A 19,000-nucleotide genomic window follows, 5' to 3' on the forward strand; every position below is an offset into this window, starting at 1 on the left:
CATCCGCCCGCGATTTTCTAGCCTGATGCAGCGTCCGCGTCACGCCTCTCGTGCGCCTGCATCAGTCGTCAGCATGGTCGCATGCGACGATGTCGCATGCACCTGGCTATGCGGAATATCAGCGCAATCAGGAACGGTTCTGAACGGAGGCGAGCAGCCATTGCCGGAAGGCCGCGAGCTTTGGCGGATCGGCTCTACCCGCCGGCGAGACCAGATAGAAACCGGCATCGACCGGGAAAGCCATCTTGAAGGGAACGACCAGGCGTCCCTTGGCGATGTCCTCCTGCACATAGGCGGTGCGGCCCATCGCAACGCCGAGGCCGTCGATCGCGGCCTGCACCGTCATGAAGATCATGTCGAAGGTCACGCCCGGCTGTTTCGAGAAATCGGCCGGCAGCCCGGCCGCCGTCAGCCACAGCCGCCAGTCGTCGCTATTCGCGTTGCTGGTATGCAGCAGCACGTGATCCCGGAGGTCTTCGGGGCATTTCAGCGGCTTGTTCCCCTTGAGCAGCGCCGGACTGCACACCGGAAAGAGTTCGTCCGCCATCAGCCAGTCGGCGCGAACGCCAGGCCATTGGCCGCGGCCGTAGCGGATCGCGGCATCGACCTTGTCGCGCTGGAAGTCGACGAGGTTGATCGAGGTCGTGATGCGAACGTCGATCCCCGGTTGCGCTTCCTGAAAGGCCGTGAGGCGCGGCAGCAGCCATTTGGCGGCCAGCGAGGCCAGCGTCGACACCGTCAGCACATGGTCGTCATCCTTGCGCAGCAGGCGGTCGGTCGCGAGCCGGAGATCGTTGAAGGCGGCGCGAATGCCGGGAAGGTAATCCTGCGCTTCCGCCGTCAGCGCCAGCGATCGGTTCTGGCGGATGAACAGGCGAACGCCGAGCTCTTCCTCCAGCCGCTTGATCTGGTGGCTGATCGCGGTCTGCGTGACGTTCAGCTCGGAGGCGGCCTGCGTGAAGCTCAGATGCCGGGCGGCTGCCTCGAAGGCGCGCAGACCATTCAGCGACGGCAATCTGCCGGTCATTGCCGGATTCTCCCTAATGCATGAGTTTATATCATCCGAAGCGGTACAAAGTGTCGTTTGTGAACGGCCCCAAGAGCGCAGATATTGGCGCCAACAGATTACTACAGGAGCCGAAAATGTCCACTTACACGCATGAATCGATGATAAATCATCATGGACCGGGGATTTTGAGCCAATTGGCCGAGACCCTCCATGTCTGGCGGCAGCGCTACCAGTCCCGCCGCGAGCTGGCCAAGTGGTCCGAGCGGGAGCTGCACGACATCGGCGTCTCCTGGAGCGACGTCGCCTACGAGGCCGAAAAACCGTTCTGGCGGGCTTGAGTAGCAGCCGGCCGGCGCCGCCTCGTCTGGGGGACGCCGGCCATTTTCATTGAGGACCGGCGGGAGCGCGCCATGACCACGATGCGTTTCGACGATCTCAGGCAGTATTCGGACGTGCTGCGCTCGCGGCATGGCCAGGCCGTGACCGTGCGCTTCGTCGAGCCGCGCGACGCCGAGGCGCTGCAGAACTATTTCCGCGCGCTCTCGACGCGCTCCCGTTACAACCGCTTCCTCGGCGCCGCCAGCGAACTGCCGCCGTCCGAACTCGAACGCTTCATCCATGTCGGCGAAGCGGACCGGTTCAGTGTGGTCGCGGCCATGCCGGTCGACGGCCGTGAGACCATCGTCGGCGAAGCGCGCTATGCCTTCGACAGCCAGACTGCTGCAATCGAATTAGGCCTGTCGATCGACGATCGCTGGCAGGGGCACGGCATCGGCAAGGCGCTGTTGAAAAACCTCGAATGCCGCGCCGCCGCGTTCGGCGCCGAGCGCATCTTCGGCGACACGCTGCGTTCCAACGATGCCATGATCGCGCTCGCCCGCAAGTCCGGCTACGGCTTTACCAATACGCCCGGCGACTGGAGGCTGACGCGCTTCCAGAAAGATACCCAAAATCACGTTCGTATCGAACCGCAGGAAATCCCATGCGCCAGTTGGCGGCTCGCCGCCGTCTCTCCCCGCGCAATGTCCTCGCCTGCGGTTTGACCACTGAGCCCGGTTCTGGCCGCGCCGGAACCGGGCCATTTTCCGCTAGCCGCGGAAAAGGAACTCAGCTTCCCCCGAACACCGGCTTGCGCTTGTCGATGAAGGCTTGCACCGCTTCCTTGTGGTCGGCGGTGGTGGTCAGGCGGACGAGGCGCTCGGCCTCGTGGTCGCGTGCGGTGGCGAAATCGAATTGGAGCGCTTCGTCGAGATTGTCCTTGATGTAGCGCAGCGCGAGCGTCGGGCCCTCGGCCATGGATCTGGCAAGCGCGAAGGCCTCACTCTGCAGCTCGTCGTCGGGCACCACGCGGTTGACAAGACCGATCGCCTCGCATCTAGCGGCATCGACCTTGTCGCCGGTAAACATCAGTTCGCGCGCCCGCGAAGTTCCTATCAGTCGCGTCAGCAGCCAGGCAATGCCGTAGTCGCCGGAGAGCGCGACGCGGACATAGCCGGTGGAGATGAAGGCGGATTGCGCCGCTAGTCTGATATCGCAGGCCAGCGCGAGCGCGAGGCCAGCGCCGACCGCGGGGCCGGGCAGCGCCGCAATCGTCGGCTTGCGCACCGAGGCAAGCGCCGGTCAGCAGGCGCTGCCGCTCCTGCAGGTCGGCGACCTTCTCGTCGTACGCCATTTCGAGCTTCTTCTTGTCGCGATGCGCGCCCATGCCCTTGACGTTGCCGCCGGCGCAGAACGCGGTGCCCGCGCCGGTGAGCAGCAGCGCCCCGACCTCGGGGTTTTCGCCGCAGGCCTTGATCATGCTGCGAAGCGCCGGCGTCAGCGTATCCGAGAACGCGTTGCGCGCTTCGGGACGGTTCAGTGTGATGATGGCGACGCGGTCGCGGATCACGCAGAGCAGTTCGTCGGTGCCGGTGTCGATCCTGGTTTCGGTCGTCATGGTTTTCCCTAGCTTTTCGTTGTCGTTCCGTAAGGTGGACTCAGCCGATAGATGGTGGGCACGGCGCAAGCGCCTTTGCCCACCGTACGCTTTCACGTCTCAAAACCTCTCCACCCACGGCCGCAGCTCGACTTCCCACGTCCAGGCGCTGCGCGGTTGCTGCAGCACGTTCCAGTAGCTCAGCGCAATCGCGTCGGGATCGAGCATCGAATCCGGCCGATCGGCAGGCTCCGTACGCGCAGCGCTGCGGATGCCGCCGTCGATGACGAAATGCGCGACATGGATGCCCTGCGGCGACAATTCGCGCGCCATGCTTTGGGCCAACCCACGTAGCGCAAACTTGCCCATCGCGAACGGCGCCGACTGCGGATAGCCCTTCACGCTGGCGGAGGCACCGGTGAACAGGATCGCGCCGTGCTTGTTCGACAGCATGCGTGTCGCCGCCTGCTGCGCCACCAGAAAGCCGCCGAAGGCGGAGACTGCGATCGCATTCGCAACTTCGGCCGGAACCAGGTCGGTGAAGGCGCCGCGCGCGGCCGCTGGCGTTATAGACGACGAGATCGGGCGTGCCGATCTCGCGTTCGACCATGCCGAACATCCTCTCGACTTCCTCGGCTTCCGTCGCATTGCAGGCAAAGGCGCGGGCGCCGGTTTCGGTGCAGAGCGCGCCAAGCTTCTCGATCTTGCGCGCGGCAAGCGCAACCTTGATGCCTTCGCGCGCGAACAGTCGCGCCAGCGATGCGCTCAATCCCTCGCCGACACCAACAATCAGGGCAATCTTGTATTTTGGCAATTCCATGGGCGCAGTCCTCGGATGGTGGGGATTCGGTATCTAGGAACCCGATTCCGCCTGGCAATCGTCCCCCATGGCGGCCCTCCAATTATGGTTGTTGACGGCACGTCCGCCCGCGTTATCGATAGTTGACCAACATCGGGTGGAACGAACAAGGGCTAAAAATGCATCCACTCATGCAAGACCGTGTAGCCGCGTCAGCCAATCAGTCGGGATTGCTCGCACCTGATACGACGGGGATGAATTTCTACCGCGCCGATCCGGCGTTGACGGATCTGCTTCGCCTGCATCTGCCCGATGCGCTGTTTCGCCATATCGAGCCGCATCTCGACCGGCTCGGCGAATTGGCCGGCGGCTATCTCGACGAATGCGCGCGGCTTGCCGACCGCCACACACCGGTGCTGCACCAGCGCGACAAGTTCGGCCGCGATATCCAGTATATCGAATATCACCCGGCCTATCGCGAGCTGGAAAAAGCCGCATTCGGCGAGTTCGGCATTCACGCGATGTCGATCCGCAAGGGCATCATGGGGTGGCCGGATAAATACCCCGTCGTCGCCAAGCATGCCTTCACGTTCCTGTTCAACCAGACCGAATTCGGCATGGGCTGTCCGATCAACGTCACGGATGGTTGCGCGAAACTGCTCAACAATTTCGGCAGCGACGCGTTGAAGGCAAAGTATCTCGATGGCCTGACCCAGACCGACATGAGCAAGCTTACTCAGGGCGGCCAGTTCATGACCGAGAAGGAAGGCGGCTCCGACGTCGGCACGCTGACGACGCGGGCCGTGCAGGAGGGCGACCATTGGCGGCTCTACGGCGAGAAATGGTTCTGCTCCAATGCCGACGCCAAGGTGGTGATGCTGCTGGCGCGGCCGGACGGAGCGGGGCCCGGCACGCGCGGCGTAGGTCTTTTCCTGATGCCGCGGTTTCTCGACGACGGCTCGCAGAATCACTATCGGATCGTGCGCCTGAAAGACAAGCTCGGCACCCGTTCGATGGCGTCGGGCGAAATCAAGTTCGAGGGCGCGATTGCCTACGCCGTCGGCAAGCTCGACCGCGGCTTCGTGCAGATGGCCGAGATGGTCAACTCCTCGCGGCTGTCCAATGGCGTCAAGTCCACCGCGCTGATGCGGCGCGCGCACCATGATGCGATGACGGTCGCGAGAAATCGTGTGGTGTTTGGCCAGAGGATTATCGACCTGCCGCTGGCGCGGCGGCAGTTGATGAAGATCATGCTACCGACCGAGCAGGCGCTGTCGATGAGTTTTCTCACGGCTGACGCGCTCGATCGCGCGGAAGCCGGCAGCCAGGATGCGGCGGCGCTGCTGCGCATCCTGACGCCGACGCTGAAATTCCGCGCCACGCGCGACGCGCGAAAAGTCTGCGGCGATGCGTTGGAGATGCGCGGCGGCATCGGCTACATCGAGGAGTTTGCCACCGCGCGGCTGCTGCGCGACGCCCACCTCGGCTCGATCTGGGAAGGCACCGGCAACATCGTCGCAATCGACGCGCTGACCCGCGCGGTCGGTCGCCACGGCGCCGACGCCGCGCTCGCGGCCGATCTGCACGCCCGCCTCGACGACAGCACCAACGTGCCGCAGGCTTGGCGCAACCGGCTGCGTGAACTGACCGACCGCGCGGTCGGCTTTGCCCGCGAGGTAGCCAGCCGGACCGACAATGAAGGCGACGTGCGGCGCGCCACCAGCCTGCTCTACCATGTCGCCAGCGCCGTTGCGCTGGCTTGGGAGGGCGGCCGTATCCACGAGATGCGCGGCGACGCCAGGCGGCTGTTGCTGTCGCGGATGGTGGTCGACCATCGCGTCACGCCGAGCGATCCGTTCCGGCTTGCGGAAAATGCCGCCCAGCGCGCGATATCAGGCCATCTCCTCGGCGAACGCAGCGTCGGCATGGCCGAGGTTGGCGAATTGCTGGTCGCAGCGTAGGCTGCAGCCAGTACTGGTTCAAAAAATAACAGAATTGAAGAGGAAGCACCGATGAAGGCCGCCGTTCTGCATGAAGTCAACAAGCCGCTGGTGATCGAGGAGGTCAGCGTGCCGAATCCCGGCCCGCGCGAAGTCCTGATCCGCACGCGCGTCGCCGGCCTCTGTCATTCCGACCTGCACTTCATGGAGGGACTGTATCCGCACCCGCTGCCTGCGGTGCTCGGGCATGAATCGGCGGGCGTCGTCGAAAAGGTCGGCTCCGACGTCACCTATGTAAAGCCCGGCGATCACGTCGTGACGTGTCTTTCGGTGTTCTGCGGCACCTGCGATAACTGCACCACCGGCCGCGCCGTGCTGTGCACTGATACGACCGTGAAGATGCTGCCCGGTCAGTCAAACCGGCTGTCCTGGGCGCGTGAGGAGAAGCTTCATCAGTTCCTCAATCTCTCGTCATTCGCCGAGCAGATGCTGGTGCACGAAAACGCCATCGTCAAAATCCGCAAGGACATGCCGTTGGAGCTCGCGGCCCTGATCGGCTGCGGCGTTATCACCGGCTATGGTGCGGTCGTGAACACCGCAAAGGTGCAGGCCGGCGAAACGGTGGCCGTGATCGGCTGCGGCGGCGTCGGCATGGCCGCGATCAATGGCGCCGCGATCGCTGGCGCCGGCCGCATCATCGCGATCGACACCAATCCGGCCAAGCTGCAGTTGGCCACAAAACTCGGCGCTACCGACATCGTCGATCCCTCCCGCGGCGATGTGGTGCAGCAGGTGCGCGAACTCACCGGCGGCGGCGTGCATCACTCCTTCGAGGTGCTGGGCCGCAAGGAGACCGCCGAACAGTCCTTCGCGATGCTGGCGGCGGGCGGCACCGCGACCATCGTCGGCATGATCCCGTTCGGCCAGAAGATCGAGCTGCACGGCTTCGACTTCCTTAGGGAGCGCCGCATCCAGGGCTCGTCGATGGGCTCCAACCATTTCCGCGTCGACATGCCTCGCCTGGTCGAATTCTACATGCGCGGCAAGCTGCATCTGGAGGACTGGATCTCGGCCAAGCTGAAACTCTCCGAAATCAACGAGGGTTTCGCCAACATGAAAGCCGGCAAGACGCTCCGCAGCGTGATTGTGTTTGATGCGTGAGGCGTAGTTCGCAATTGCATCCGTCGTCCCGGCGAACGCCGGGACCCATACGCCGCGGCCCACGGAATGGGCACAAGGCGAGACGGCTTCACTCCCAACTGCTCTCGGTGGTTATGGGTCCCGGCTTTCGCAGGGACGACGTGGGGTTGGATGCTAGCTCACCGCGACACGTGCGCCGACACCGCAAGCCACTTGCCATTTTGCTTCACCCAGCAATCGGTATAGCGCCCGTGAGCCTCTTGGCCGTCCGGCGTGATGTAGCTCGTCGCTGCGTGGATGATAGCGAAATCGCCGAGGATCGGATCCTCACGTCCTCCGCGCGCAGATTCTTGATCGCGACAGGTTTTGCGGTCTGTTGCAGGAACGTGGCGCGATCGACCAGCGACTTGTCGGGATTGGAGCAGTAGAAATCGGCTGCGAGGATTTCGTCAAAGCGCTTGACGTCGGAATTCTGCACGGACGCGACATAGTCGCGGTTGAGCTCTGTCAGCTCGGCGAGGTCGTTGTTCATGATTCCTCCGGTTCTTGTTCGTCGCTGCATAGCGGCTATCACGCTGTTCTCGGCGAGCGTTTGATCACGACACGGGCGAGCGAGCCAAGCACGTAACCCGCGAGCGAGAAGGCAACGGGCGACAAGAGCTGCTTGAGATCAAAGATGGTTCGAGACACGAGTTGTTCAAGCGCCGGCGGCACCAGCAGAACATCCAAGTTCAGGAAAACAAGCGGCGATACCACGAGCAGCGCCAAACGGAGCCGGTGTTTGGCAAAGATGCATAGTACTGCAACGATAACCGCCGTGGCGCTGAACAGGCCATAGGCAATCTCAAAGCCGAGAGCGTGGCGGATGTTGAAAGCAGTGGCCAGCAACAGACCCCAAACAAGGCCGGCGATCAGAAGCGCTGCGTCGTCGATGCGCGGGAAAAGCGGCAGATACCCCAGTGCCAGGAATACCAGGATCGACAGGGTAGGCCAGGCAGCGACAAAGGTGCCATGCATCAGCCCCCACAAGTGGAACGTTGGCCAGCCGAGCGCGGCATAGGCATAGCCAAGCGGCCACATCAGCAGGAAGCCGACGGCGACGGCGATGACGCTTCGAATGAAAGTCCGCATGGCGCTTTCAACGATACCGCTTCACCCTGCCGGCGAGGAGATGCGCTTGCGCGCAACTCCCCGGCACGAGGGATCTTCAATCATCAAACATCGGCGGCGGCTTGAAGCCGCCGAATTCGCGCTCGATCAGTTCGGCCAACCCTAGGGGCGTGCGGTCCTCCAGCCACGGCCCGACGATCTGCACGCCGACCGGCAATCCGTCCGGTGAAAAGCCGGTCGGGATCGCGGTCGCGGGCAGGCCGGGCAGGGTAGCGATGCCGGGCCACGAAAGCTGATCGGGATAGACGTAATCTATGCCATCGATCTCGATGCGGCGTTTTTCCTGGTCGTCGGAATGGTCGTGCGGATAGGCCGGGGTCGGCATGATCGGGCAGATCACAGCATCATAGGTCTTGAACAGTTCGCGCCATTGCGCTCGCAGGCGCGCACGCGCGACGTCGTCCATCAGCCAGTTGCGGTGGCTTTGCGCCATGCCCCGCAGGCGTTCGGCAGCAAGGCTTACATCGCTCGGCGGTAGCGCGGCGGCGGCGGCCTGTGCGCCGGCATAGATTTCCGGCGGGAAGGAGGCGGCGAGGAACGACATCAGCATCCGCATGTAGAGCCGAGACGTCTCGGCAAAGTTCGGCAACAACGGGCTGTTGCGATCGACCTTGGTGCCGGCCTTTTCGAGGTTGGAAGCGAGCTTGTGGATCGTGCCGCGCACCACCTCGTCGGTCGGCATGACCGGGTCGGTATCGACCACCAACACGCGAAAATCTTTCAGCGCGCCGTGGCGCGGCGGCGGCAGGGCGAGCTGGTAGCCCTTGCCGGCCTCCAGCGGATCGGGACCGGCGATGATGTCGAGCAGCAGCGAGAGATCGACGGCGCTGCGTGCCATCGGGCCGATCACGGCAAGATCGCGGTCGAGCGGCAGCGGCTGGAATGGCGGCGGGGTGTGGCCGCGTCCGGGTACTAGCGCAAACGTTGGCTTATGCGCGTAGACGCCGCAATGAAAGGCGGGCACGCGCAGCGAACCACCGATGTCGGAGCCCAGCGACAGCGGGCCGTAACCGGCCGCGAGCGCCGCCGACGATCCGCCGGACGAGCCGCCCGGCGTCCGGCCGAGATCGAACGGGTTGTTGGTGGTGCCGTAGACTTCGTTGTAGCTCTGCCAGTCGCCGAGCCCGAACGGGACATTTGTCTTGCCGAGGATGACGCCGCCGGCGTCCTTGACGCGCGAGATCGACAGCGCGTCTTCCGTCGGCGTGAAATCCTTCTGCGCCGGAATGCCCCAGGTCGTCGGCAGCCCCGCGATATTGTAGGACTCCTTCACGGTCAGCGGGATGCCGAGTAGCGGCTTCTTCACGCCGCGTGCGAGTTCGGCATCGGCGGCGCGGGCGGCGGCAAGACCACGCTCGAAATCGCGAACGCAAATCGCGTTGATCTTCGCATCGTGCCGCTCGATCCGGCCGATTGCGTCCTCGGCCAGTTCGACGGCCGAGACCTTCTTCGCGGCAAGCGCCGCGGACAATTCAACGGCGGTCTTGAAACTCCATTGCGATTTGGCCAAGGCGTGCGCTCCGCTCTGTTTGTCGAATACGGCGCGGATGATGCTCAGTTTGGGCGCGTGCGGCAAGAGCAATAGCTGTACAGCGGCGGTCCTCTCTTGCCGGTACGCTACTGGCTCGCCTTTGTCTCTGCGTTGTCTTTTGCTTGTTGCAGGAATTGCATCAGCAACCGGCTCACTTCGCGGGGCTGCTCCTGCTGCACCCAGTGGCCGGCGCCGTCGACAAGATGGCAGCCGATCATGTTGGTGCAGGCTCTCGATTGCATCGCCTCATAGACGCCGGGGCGCTGATAGGTGCCCCAGTCCTGCTTGCCCGAAATGAAAGCGGACGGCACGTCGATGGTTCGGCCGGACCATGTCTGCAATTCCGGCACAAAAGCGCCGGACGTGCCGCAGCGATACCATTGCAGCCCGCCCTGGAATCCGTTGCGCTCGTACTCGGCGCTGTAGAAGGCAAGCTCACTGTCCGGCAGCCATTTGTTGGCGGCGATTTGCGCGGCCGACGGCATTTCCTCGGCAACGGTGGCCGCCATGTCCTTGGCGAGGTCCATCACATAATAGGTCGGCAGCTTTGCGATCTCTTCCGCGCTCCAGGACTTCAGCGGGTAGGGCTGGTTGGCTTTCCAGTCGGCGCTCTTGTGGTGGTAATAGGCACGCAGGAAATCATGGACGCCCTGCGGCGCGCGGTGCATGTCGTTGTTCGCCTCGCGCGTCGAGTAATACCATTGGTAATGTTTTCGCGGGCGTGGCAGTGCGGCGAGCTCGCGGTGAATGGGATCATCGGCCGGCTTGGCGGGCTCGTGTACCGTGTTGAACGGCAGCGATGGAGGCCCGCCGAACGGTGCGCTCATCATAACGACCGATTGAAACACGTCGGGCCGTATCAGCGCGCACCAGGCCGCGACCGACGAGCCGAAATCATGCCCGATCACGGCATCGACGCTTGCGTAGCCGAACGCCGACATCAGCCCGAGCGCGTCGCGCACCAGATTGGTGAGGCGGAACGAGGCGAGGTCGCCGTCGTAATTCGGGTCCCAGCCGCTGGTGCGGCCATAGCCGCGCTGGTCCGGCGCGATCACGTGATAGCCGGCCCCGGCGAGATCCGGCATCACCTTGCGCCAGGAATAGGCGAGTTCAGGAAAGCCGTGCAGGAGCAGGAGGCACGGACGGCCGGGTGTCTCGAAGCCGGCTTCCAGCACGTGCATGCGCAAGCCGTTGATGTTGTCGATAGTGCGGGAGCGGATGGTGGAGGGAAGCGGGATGTCGGGGAGGGAAGGTGTTGTGTTCATCTGGCGCACTCCCTTGTCGTCCCGGACAAGCGAGCGTAGCGAGCGCGATCCGGGATCCATAACCACAAATGTTTGACGCCATAAAGGGCAGTGGCCTCAGCTTTGTAAAGCGATCAACAGCGGTGGTTATAGGTCCCTGCGTTCGCAGGGACGACAATGGAGAGATTACGTTTTCGCCGGCTTCGGCCAGTACCTATCACGCAGGTGGCGCTTCACCAATTTTCCCGTCGGCGTGCGCGGCAGCTCGGCTTCGAAATCGATGCTCCTGGGGCATTTGATTGGCGACAGATGTTTTCGGCAGAACACGATCAGTTCGGCCTCGAGATCCTTGCCGGCTTTTGCCATGTCGTGCGGCTGCACCACGGCCTTGACCTCCTCGCCCATTTCCTCGTTCGGAACGCCGAACACGGCAACGTCGGAAACGGCTGGATGGGTGATCAGCACGTCCTCGGTCTCCTGCGGGTAGATGTTCACCCCGCCGGAGATGATCATGTAGCTCTTGCGGTCGGTGAGATAGAGATAGCCTTCCTCGTCGAGGTAGCCGACGTCGCCGAGCGTCGACCAGCCCTTGGCGTTGTAGGCCTTCTTGGTCTTCTCGGGATCGTTGTGATAGGTGAAAACAGGCGCGTCGGCGAAATAGACCGTGCCGATTTCGCCGGTCGGTCTCTCCTCGTCATTCTCGTCGAGGATTTTCACCTTGCCGACCACGGCGCGGCCGACGGTGCCGCGATGGGTTAGCCATTGCTGCGAAGTTGAAACGGTGACGCCGTTGCCTTCGGAGCCGGCGTAATATTCGATCAGGATCGGCCCCCACCACTCGATCATTTTCGCTTTCACGTCGACCGGGCAGGGCGCCGCGGCGTGGATCGCGCCTTTCAGCGTCGAGACGTCGTAAGCCGCGCGCACCTCGTCCGGCAATTTCAGCATCCGCACGAACATGGTCGGCACGAGCTGCGACTGCGTGACCTTGTACTTCTCGACAAGCTTTAAGAATTCTTCGGCGTCGAAGTGCTCCATGATGATGGAGGTGCCGCCGAGCGTGATCGCCATCATGTTGAAGCGCAAGGGAGCTGCGTGATAGAGCGGCGCCGGCGACAGATAGATGCTGTCGGATGACATGCCGCACATGTCGGCGCAGAGAATTTTCAGGAGCGGGTTCGGCACGTCGATCGCCTTGCCCTCGAACTCCTTCTTGATGCCCTTGGGCCGGCCGGTGGTGCCCGACGAATACAGCATGTCGTAGCCGGCGACCTCGTCCGCAATCGGCGTCACAGGCATCGCGATCGCTTCCTTGTCGAAGGAACGGAAGCCGGGCGCGGGCTCATCGACCATGAAGAACAGCGGCTCGCCGGGTTCGCCTCTGATCAGGCCTTTGACCTTGTCGGCGCATTGCGGCGTGGTGATGAAGACCTTGGCGCCGCAATCCCTGACGATATAGGCGATCTCCTCCTCGGTGAGATAACGGCTGATCGCGGTGTAATACAGCCCGGCGCGTTGTGCCGCCCAGCAGATCTCCATGAACGCCAGGCGGTTTTCCATCAGGAATGCGATGTGGTCGCCAGCCTTCAGCCCGAGCTTGCGGAACAATTGCGCGCCCTGGTTCGAAAGCTCGTCAAGCTCGCGATAGGTGATCGCCTTGCCGGTGCCGGCCATCTGGTAGGCGATCTTGTTCGGGGTATTCCGAGCGTGGATGGAGGGGTGGGTCATTCATAATCCCGAAAACAATGTGGTCGCCCCTGCGAACGCAGGGGCCCATAACCACCGATCTGAGTATTGAAACGAGCTGGAGCCCCAGCTACGCACAACCACAAACATTTGTGATTATGGGTCCCTGCGTTCGCAGGGACGACACCTTTGTTGCTGCGACGGCTGTGGCCGCGAGGCTTACAGCCGCTCGACGATCGTCACGTTGGCCATGCCGCCGCCTTCGCACATGGTCTGCAGGCCGTAGCGCTTGTTGTTCTGCTTCAGCGCATTGACCAGCGTGGTCATCAGCTTGGTGCCGGAGCCGCCGAGCGGATGGCCGAGCGCGATCGCGCCGCCATTGACGTTGAGCCTGTCAGGATCGGCGCCCGTCGTCTTCAGCCACGCCACCGGCACGGCCGCGAAGGCTTCGTTGACCTCGAACAGGTCGATGTCGTTGATCGACATGCCGGCCTTTTCCAGCGCCCGCTTGGTGGCGTGCAGCGGCGCATCCAGCATGATCACGGGATCGCCGCCCATCATGGTCATGTGATGGATCCGCGCCAACGGTTTTACGCCGAGCGACTTCAGGCCCTTCTCGTTGACCACCAGCACGCCGGAGGCGCCGTCGCAGATCTGGCTGGCGCTGGCGGCGGTGTGCTTGCCGTTTTCGGCAATCAGCTTGACGCCCCTGATGCCGTCGAGGCTGGCGTCGAAGCGGATGCCCTCGTCGATATGGTGGGTGTCAGTCGAGTTGTCGGCGCGGGTGATCTGCAGCGGAACGATTTCATCCCTGAACTTGCCGGCCTGCGTCGCGGCAATCGCGCGCTGATGGCTGTTGTAGGAGTATTCGTCGAGCTGGTCCTTGGAGAGCCCGTACTTCTCCGCCATCATTTCCGCGCCGGTGAACTGGCTGAACACGATGTTCGGATATTTCGCCTCGATGCCCGGGCTCTTGTAATGGCCAAAACCGTTCTTGGCTGGCAGCGACGAAGCAAGCCCCATCGGCACCCGCGTCATCGATTCCACGCCGGCGGCGATCACGATGTCCATTGAGCCGGCCATCACCGCCTGCGCCGCAAAATGCAGCGCCTGCTGCGAGGAGCCGCACTGCCGGTCGACCGAGGTGGCGGGCACGCTCTCAGGCAGCTTCGAGGCCATCACCGCGTTGCGCGCGATGTTGTTGGATTGTTCGCCGGCCTGCATCACGCAGCCCATGATCACGTCCTCGATCTGGGCCGGGTCGACATTGGTGCGGTCGACCAGCGAATTGAGCACGGAAGCGGCGAGATCGGCCGGGTGCCAGCCTGCGAGACGTCCGCCCTTGCGGCCACCGGCAGTGCGTGCGGCGGCGACGATATAGGCCTCGGCCATGTCTGTTCTCCCTGAATGTTGTTTGTGGCTTGGAAAGATGGGCCGGATTTAAGGGGGGCTGCGGGATTTAGTCAATCAATCAATTAACTCTTGAGTGCAGCCGCGGCATGCGCTTATGTGCGGCCAGATTTCCCGCCCCTCAGCAGTGATGGGATCACCGTTGAATACCAGCGTACCGGCCAGGCTCCCGAGCGGCAAAAATACCACCGCCGAGAAGCTGCTCGTGGCGGCGAGCGAGCTGATGATCGAGCGCGCCTCGATCGAGGTGTCGCTGTCCGACATTGCGCAGAAGTCGGGCGTCAATGCCGCGCTGGTGAAATACCATTTTGGCAACAAGGACGGGCTGTTGCTGGCGCTTCTGGCGCGGGATGCCGCGACCGAGATGTCGCAGCTCGAATATCTGATCAGCCAGCCGATCTCGCCGACGGCAAAGCTTCGCCTGCATATCGGCGGCATCATCCGCGCCTATCACCAGTTCCCCTACATGAACCGGCTGATCCACTATCTCCTGCACGAGAGCAGCCCGGAAGCCGCCGACGAAGTCTCGCAATTCTTCGTCGCGCCGCTGCTGGATTTTCATCGCCGCCTGCTCGCCGAGGGCGTCAAGGCCGGCGAATTCCGAAATATCGATCCGGTGCTGTTCTACACCAGCCTGATCGGCGCCTGCGATCACCTGTTCTTCGGCCGCCACGCGATGTCGCGCGCGACCGGGGTCGGCCCAGTCACCGACGAAGTCTGCCGCGAATACATCAAGCACATGGAAGCGCTGATCTGCGGCGGCATGCTGGAAGGGAAGGGGCGAATAGCGAGTAGCGAATAGCGAATGGATCCATTCGCCACTCGCTATTCGCCAACTAGAGAAGAAAACACCCAAGGAAAGGTTCTCAAAATGCAGTTGAAAGACGTTGCTGTTCTCATCACCGGCGGTGGCTCCGGCCTGGGGCCGCGACCGCCCGCGCCATGGCAGCCAAGGGCGCCAAGATCGGCGTGCTCGATCAGAACAAGGAGAATGCCGAGAAGGTCGCGGCCGAAGTGAAGGGCGTAGCCCTTCATGCCGACGTCACCAGCGAGGAGCAGATGAAGGCAGCGATCGCCAAGGCGGAAGCCGCTCATGGTGTCGCGCGCGTGCTGATGAACTGCGCCGGCATCGGCGGCTCGCAGCGCGTGGTCGGCAAGGACGGCGTCTATCCCCTGGAAAAGTTCGTCCGCATCATCAACGTCAATCTGATCGGCACCTTCAACGCGCTGCGCTTGTTCGCCGAGCGGCTCGCCACCGCCGCCCCGGTCGGCGAGGAGCGCGGCGTCGTCATCAACACCGCTTCCGTCGCGGCCTATGAAGGCCAGATCGGCCAGATCGCCTACTCCGCCTCCAAGGGCGGCATCGTCGGCCTTACCTTGCCGGCGGCGCGCGATCTCGCGAGCCTGAAGATCCGCGTCAACACGATTGCCCCCGGCATCTTCTTCACGCCGTTGCTGATGGGCCTGAACGAGGAAGCCCGCAAGAGCCTGGGCGCCCAGGTGCCGCATCCGGCCCGCCTCGGCGAGCCCGACGAATATGGCGCGCTCGCGGTGCACATCGTCGAGAACGCGATGCTCAACGGCGAGACCATCCGCCTCGACGGCGCCATCCGCATGGCGCCGCGGTAAGGGGCTCTCTTCCCTTCTCCCCTCGTGTCCGCCGAAGCTTTTAGGCGAAAGCGGATGTGGGAGAAGGTGGCTTCGCGGAACGCGAAGACGGATGAGGGGTTCTCTCCGGCTGGCAACCCCTCACCGCATCGAATGCACGGCTGATGCTGGTGTAGCCCTCTCCCACAAGGGGAGAGGGCTACGCAATGAGCGCCGCAATCCGCGGATGCAGGGAGAAGGCATCAGGGTCTTCCTCGACAAGCGAAAGCCTGCCTATATCGGGCGATGACGACAAGATCCGCAAAGGACAAAAATTCCGGGAGACGCAATATGAGTGGGAGTGCAGCAAAGGTGCTGACAAAGCCGGCCTTCCGCAAGATCGAATGGCTGCCGCGCGACATCGCGGTCGAGCGTCGTCCCGATGGCGTCATCATCCTGAAGTCGCGCATTCCGCTGCAGCCTTACGAGAAGCACATTCCGGCGTCGCTTTCGAAATGGGCGAAGCAAGCGCCGGAGCGCATCTGGCTGGCGCAACGCGGCGGCGCTGAGCGGCAATGGCGGAAAGTCTCCTACGGCGAAGCCAAGCGCGTCGTCGACGGACTGACGCAAGGCCTGCTCAACCTTGGCCTCGAACCAGGCCGCCCCGTCGCGATCCTATCGGGCAACTCCATCGAGCACGCGCTGATGACGCAGGCCGCGATGCAGGCCCGATTGCCGGCCGCGCCGGTGTCGCCGGCCTATTCGCTGATGAGCCAGGATCATTTCAAACTCAAATATCTCTTCAGCCTGATCAAGCCTGCCGTCGTGATGGTGCAGGACGGTCCGACCTTTGAGAAGGCGCTCAAGGCGATCGACCTAGCCGGCGTCACTGTGGTTCACGTCGCGCGCCCCTGCGAAGGTATCAAGAGTGTGTCGTTCGCTGAACTCGCGGCAACGCCGGTTACCAAAGATGTCGAGGACTCGATTTCAAAGATCACGCCGAAGACCATCGGCAAGCTCTTGTTCACCTCGGGCTCGACCGGCATGCCGAAGGCCGTCATCAATACGCAGGAGATGATGTGCGCCAACGCGGCGATGATGATGCAGGTGCGACCGCGCGACCCGAACGGGCCGGTTTCCACCTATCTCGACTGGATGCCCTGGAATCACACCATGGGCGGCAATGCGCTGTTCAATCCGGCGCTGATCGACGGCGGCACGCTCTACATCGATGACGGCCAGCCGATGCCCGGTCAGTTCGACGAGACCATCCGCAATTTGCACGAGATATCACCGACCTATTACGCCAACGTTCCCGCCGGCTACGCGGCGCTCGCCGCTGCGATGGAAAAGGACGACGCGCTCTGCCGCAGCTTCTTCAAGAACCTGACGGTGATGGCCTATGGCGGCGCGCGGCTGCCGGACGATCTTTACGACCGTATGCAGGCGCTGGCGGTGAAGACCACCGGCGAGCGCATCGTGTTCTACACCGGCTGGGGTTCGACCGAGACCGCGCCGACCTCGACCGGCACCTATTGGGACACCGAGCGTGTCGGCCTGATCGGCCTGCCGTTTCCTGGCGTCGAGCTGAAGATGGTGCCGTGCGGCTCCAAATACGAATTGCGCCTGCGCGGCATCAACGTTACGCCGGGCTATTTCGGCCAGCCTGAATTGACGAAGAAGATGTTCGACGAGGAAGGTTTCTACTGCATCGGCGACGCCGGCGTGTTCGTCGATGAAAAGGATCCGCTGCAGGGCATCATCTTTGCCGGGCGCGTGGTCGAAGATTTCAAGCTCACGACCGGCACCTTCGTCCATGTCGGCTCATTGCGCACCGATGCCATCGCGGCCGCGACGCCGGTGGTGCATGACGCGCTGGTCACGGGGCAGGATCGTCCGTTCATCGGACTTTTGGCCTGGCCCAATCTGCACGCCTGCCGGCAGATCGTGGAGAATCCCGATGCGACGTTTGAGCAGGTGGTCAAGCATCCCCAGGTGATCGCCTGCCTGAAGCGTGGCTTGGAAGCGCATAACGCCTCCGCCACCGGCAGCAGCATGCGGATTGGCCGGGCGATGCTGATGGTCGAGCCGCCCTCGATCGACGGCAACGAACTCACCGACAAGGGCTACATCAACCAGCGCGCCGGCCTCGAACGCCGCGCCGCGCTGGTGGAGAAGCTTTATGCCGACAAGCCGGGAGACGACGTGATCATTTTGAACTGATCGTAGGATGGGTAGAGCGCAGCGAAACCCATCAGCCGCCACCAAGCCATTGATGGGTATCGCTTCGCTCCACCCATCCTACAGAGCCATCACCAACGCGAGTAACACGCCATGAACTTCGATTTCTCCGACGAACAAAAACAGATGCGCGACGCGGCGCGAAAATTTCTCACTGAGAAGTGCCCGCCGAAGGCCGTGCGCGAGGTGCTCGACGGCAAGGCGCCGTACGACAAGGAATTGTGGAAAGGCCTCGCCGAAATGGGCTTCCTCGGCGTCGCAATTCCCGAACAGTTCGGCGGCGCCGGCGCGGGCCATCTCGAGCTTTGCGTGATCGCGGAAGAAATGGGCCGCGCGAATGCGCCGGTGCCGTTCTCCTCCACGGTCTATCTTGCCGCCGAGGCGCTGCTGCTGGCTGGCTCCGATGCGCAGAAGCAGAAATGGCTGCCGAAGATCGCTTCCGGTGAGGCGATCGGCGCGCTGGCGCTGTTCGAAGGCAAGGGCAATCCGTCACCGAAGGCGATCAAGCTGCAGGCTTCTGGCAGCACGCTCAACGGCGTGAAGAGGCCGGTGCCGGATGGCGCGATTGCCGATTTTGCCGTCGTTGCCGCGCGGACCGGTTCGACCGGTCGCGATTCCGATATCTCGTTGTTCCTGGTCGATCTCAAGGCCGGCGGCGTCGAGGCGAAGCCGTTGACCAACATCGATCCGACCCGCGGGCAAGCCGAGCTCACCTTCACGAAAGCGAAGGCCGAACCGCTGCTGGGAGCGGCCGGTGACGGCTGGAGCATCCTCACGCAAGTGCTCGACCGCGCCGCCGTGCTGCTGGCGTTCGAGCAGGTCGGCGGCTCCGATCGCGCGCTGGAAATGGGCCGCGACTACGCGCTCGACCGTATCGCGTTCGGCCGGCCGATCGGCTCGTTCCAGGCAGTGAAGCACATGCTCGCCGACATGTACGTCTCGGCGACGCTGGCGCGCTCGAATTGCTACTACGGCGCGTGGGCGCTCTCGACCAATGCGTCGGAATTGCCAGAAGCCGCAGCGGCTGCGCGCATCAGCGCGACGCAGGCGTTCCAGCACTGCTCCAAGAACAATATCCAGGTTCACGGCGGCATGGGTTTCACCTGGGAGTTCGACTGCCACATGTACTACCGCCGCGCCAACGCGTCAGCGCTGACGCTCGGCAGCCTGTCGTACTGGGAAGATCAGTTGATCGACCGCATGCGCAAGAAGAACGCGGCGTAGGGTTCACCCGGCGTCGTCCCCGCGAAAGCGGGGACCCATGCTCCGCGGCCCCTCGATTGGAATCAAGTTGCGAGAGACGGGACTACTATTTTGGCCGGTGGTTA

At 63.2% G+C, this 19,000-nt stretch carries 13 protein-coding genes and 4 pseudogenes; 8 read left to right on the forward strand and 9 right to left on the reverse strand.

The window, feature by feature from the left end; all coding sequences use genetic code 11:
• Positions 1-127 precede the first annotated feature (127 nt).
• Positions 128-1,027: a transcriptional regulator GcvA gene (locus ACFXS9_RS37060; RefSeq protein ID WP_392698108.1), complete on the reverse strand. Its 900-nt coding sequence runs from the start codon at positions 1,025-1,027 to the stop codon at positions 128-130.
• Positions 1,028-1,203: 176 nt separating this feature from the next.
• Between ACFXS9_RS37060 and ACFXS9_RS37065 the strand changes: the two genes are divergently transcribed.
• Both ACFXS9_RS37065 and ACFXS9_RS37070 read left to right on the forward strand, forming a co-directional pair.
• Positions 1,204-1,347 (forward strand): DUF1127 domain-containing protein, encoded by a 144-nt coding sequence (locus ACFXS9_RS37065; protein ID WP_392698111.1) that lies wholly within the window; start codon positions 1,204-1,206, stop codon positions 1,345-1,347.
• Positions 1,348-1,419: 72 nt separating this feature from the next.
• Positions 1,420-2,052, forward strand: coding sequence for a GNAT family N-acetyltransferase (locus ACFXS9_RS37070; protein ID WP_392698114.1), 633 nt, complete (start codon positions 1,420-1,422; stop codon positions 2,050-2,052).
• 64 nt (positions 2,053-2,116) lie between these two features.
• Here the strand turns inward: ACFXS9_RS37070 and ACFXS9_RS37075 are convergent.
• Positions 2,117-2,945: pseudogene (locus ACFXS9_RS37075) on the reverse strand (enoyl-CoA hydratase).
• A gap of 99 nt (positions 2,946-3,044) precedes the next feature.
• Positions 3,045-3,744: pseudogene (locus ACFXS9_RS37080) on the reverse strand (SDR family NAD(P)-dependent oxidoreductase).
• A gap of 170 nt (positions 3,745-3,914) precedes the next feature.
• Between ACFXS9_RS37080 and ACFXS9_RS37085 the strand changes: the two are divergent.
• The gene (locus ACFXS9_RS37085; protein ID WP_392698117.1) at positions 3,915-5,684 is read left to right on the forward strand and encodes an acyl-CoA dehydrogenase family protein; all 1,770 of its coding nucleotides are present in this window, start codon (positions 3,915-3,917) and stop codon (positions 5,682-5,684) included.
• A 51-nt stretch (positions 5,685-5,735) separates the two neighbouring features.
• A complete protein-coding gene (locus ACFXS9_RS37090; RefSeq protein WP_392698120.1) occupies positions 5,736-6,824 on the forward strand; it encodes a Zn-dependent alcohol dehydrogenase in 1,089 nt (362 codons plus the stop codon).
• A gap of 158 nt (positions 6,825-6,982) precedes the next feature.
• Here ACFXS9_RS37090 and ACFXS9_RS37095 read toward each other — a convergent pair.
• The 6 genes and pseudogenes from ACFXS9_RS37095 to ACFXS9_RS37120 form a co-directional block, all read right to left on the reverse strand.
• Positions 6,983-7,335, reverse strand: a pseudogene (locus ACFXS9_RS37095) (nuclear transport factor 2 family protein).
• Between the two features lie 38 nt (positions 7,336-7,373).
• On the reverse strand, positions 7,374-7,883 hold the full coding sequence (locus ACFXS9_RS37100; protein WP_392698123.1) for a hypothetical protein: 510 nt from the start codon (positions 7,881-7,883) through the stop codon (positions 7,374-7,376).
• Positions 7,884-8,010: 127 nt separating this feature from the next.
• Positions 8,011-9,483: an amidase gene (locus ACFXS9_RS37105; RefSeq protein ID WP_392698125.1), complete on the reverse strand. Its 1,473-nt coding sequence runs from the start codon at positions 9,481-9,483 to the stop codon at positions 8,011-8,013.
• 107 nt (positions 9,484-9,590) lie between these two features.
• On the reverse strand, positions 9,591-10,769 hold the full coding sequence (locus ACFXS9_RS37110; protein WP_392698128.1) for an alpha/beta fold hydrolase: 1,179 nt from the start codon (positions 10,767-10,769) through the stop codon (positions 9,591-9,593).
• 165 nt (positions 10,770-10,934) lie between these two features.
• A complete protein-coding gene (locus ACFXS9_RS37115; protein ID WP_392698131.1) occupies positions 10,935-12,476 on the reverse strand; it encodes an acyl-CoA synthetase in 1,542 nt (513 codons plus the stop codon).
• Positions 12,477-12,653: 177 nt separating this feature from the next.
• Positions 12,654-13,826, reverse strand: a complete 1,173-nt coding sequence (locus tag ACFXS9_RS37120; RefSeq protein WP_392698134.1) for an acetyl-CoA C-acetyltransferase — start codon at positions 13,824-13,826, stop codon at positions 12,654-12,656.
• Positions 13,827-13,974: 148 nt separating this feature from the next.
• On the opposite strand from ACFXS9_RS37120, the gene ACFXS9_RS37125 reads away from it, so the two are divergent.
• The 4 genes and pseudogenes from ACFXS9_RS37125 (at position 13,975) to ACFXS9_RS37140 (ending at position 18,896) form a co-directional block, all read left to right on the forward strand.
• The gene (locus tag ACFXS9_RS37125) at positions 13,975-14,646 is read left to right on the forward strand and encodes a TetR family transcriptional regulator (RefSeq protein ID WP_392698137.1); all 672 of its coding nucleotides are present in this window, start codon (positions 13,975-13,977) and stop codon (positions 14,644-14,646) included.
• Positions 14,647-14,715: 69 nt separating this feature from the next.
• A pseudogene (locus tag ACFXS9_RS37130) lies at positions 14,716-15,473 on the forward strand (SDR family NAD(P)-dependent oxidoreductase).
• A gap of 309 nt (positions 15,474-15,782) precedes the next feature.
• Entirely contained in the window at positions 15,783-17,654 is a 1,872-nt protein-coding gene (locus ACFXS9_RS37135) for an AMP-binding protein (RefSeq protein ID WP_392698139.1), read from the forward strand.
• Between the two features lie 111 nt (positions 17,655-17,765).
• Positions 17,766-18,896: an acyl-CoA dehydrogenase family protein gene (locus ACFXS9_RS37140; RefSeq protein ID WP_392698142.1), complete on the forward strand. Its 1,131-nt coding sequence runs from the start codon at positions 17,766-17,768 to the stop codon at positions 18,894-18,896.
• The last annotated feature ends 104 nt before the right edge of the window (positions 18,897-19,000 follow it).

Source organism: Bradyrhizobium sp. RDI18, assembly GCF_043203335.1.
Lineage (GTDB): Bacteria > Pseudomonadota > Alphaproteobacteria > Rhizobiales > Xanthobacteraceae > Bradyrhizobium > Bradyrhizobium retamae.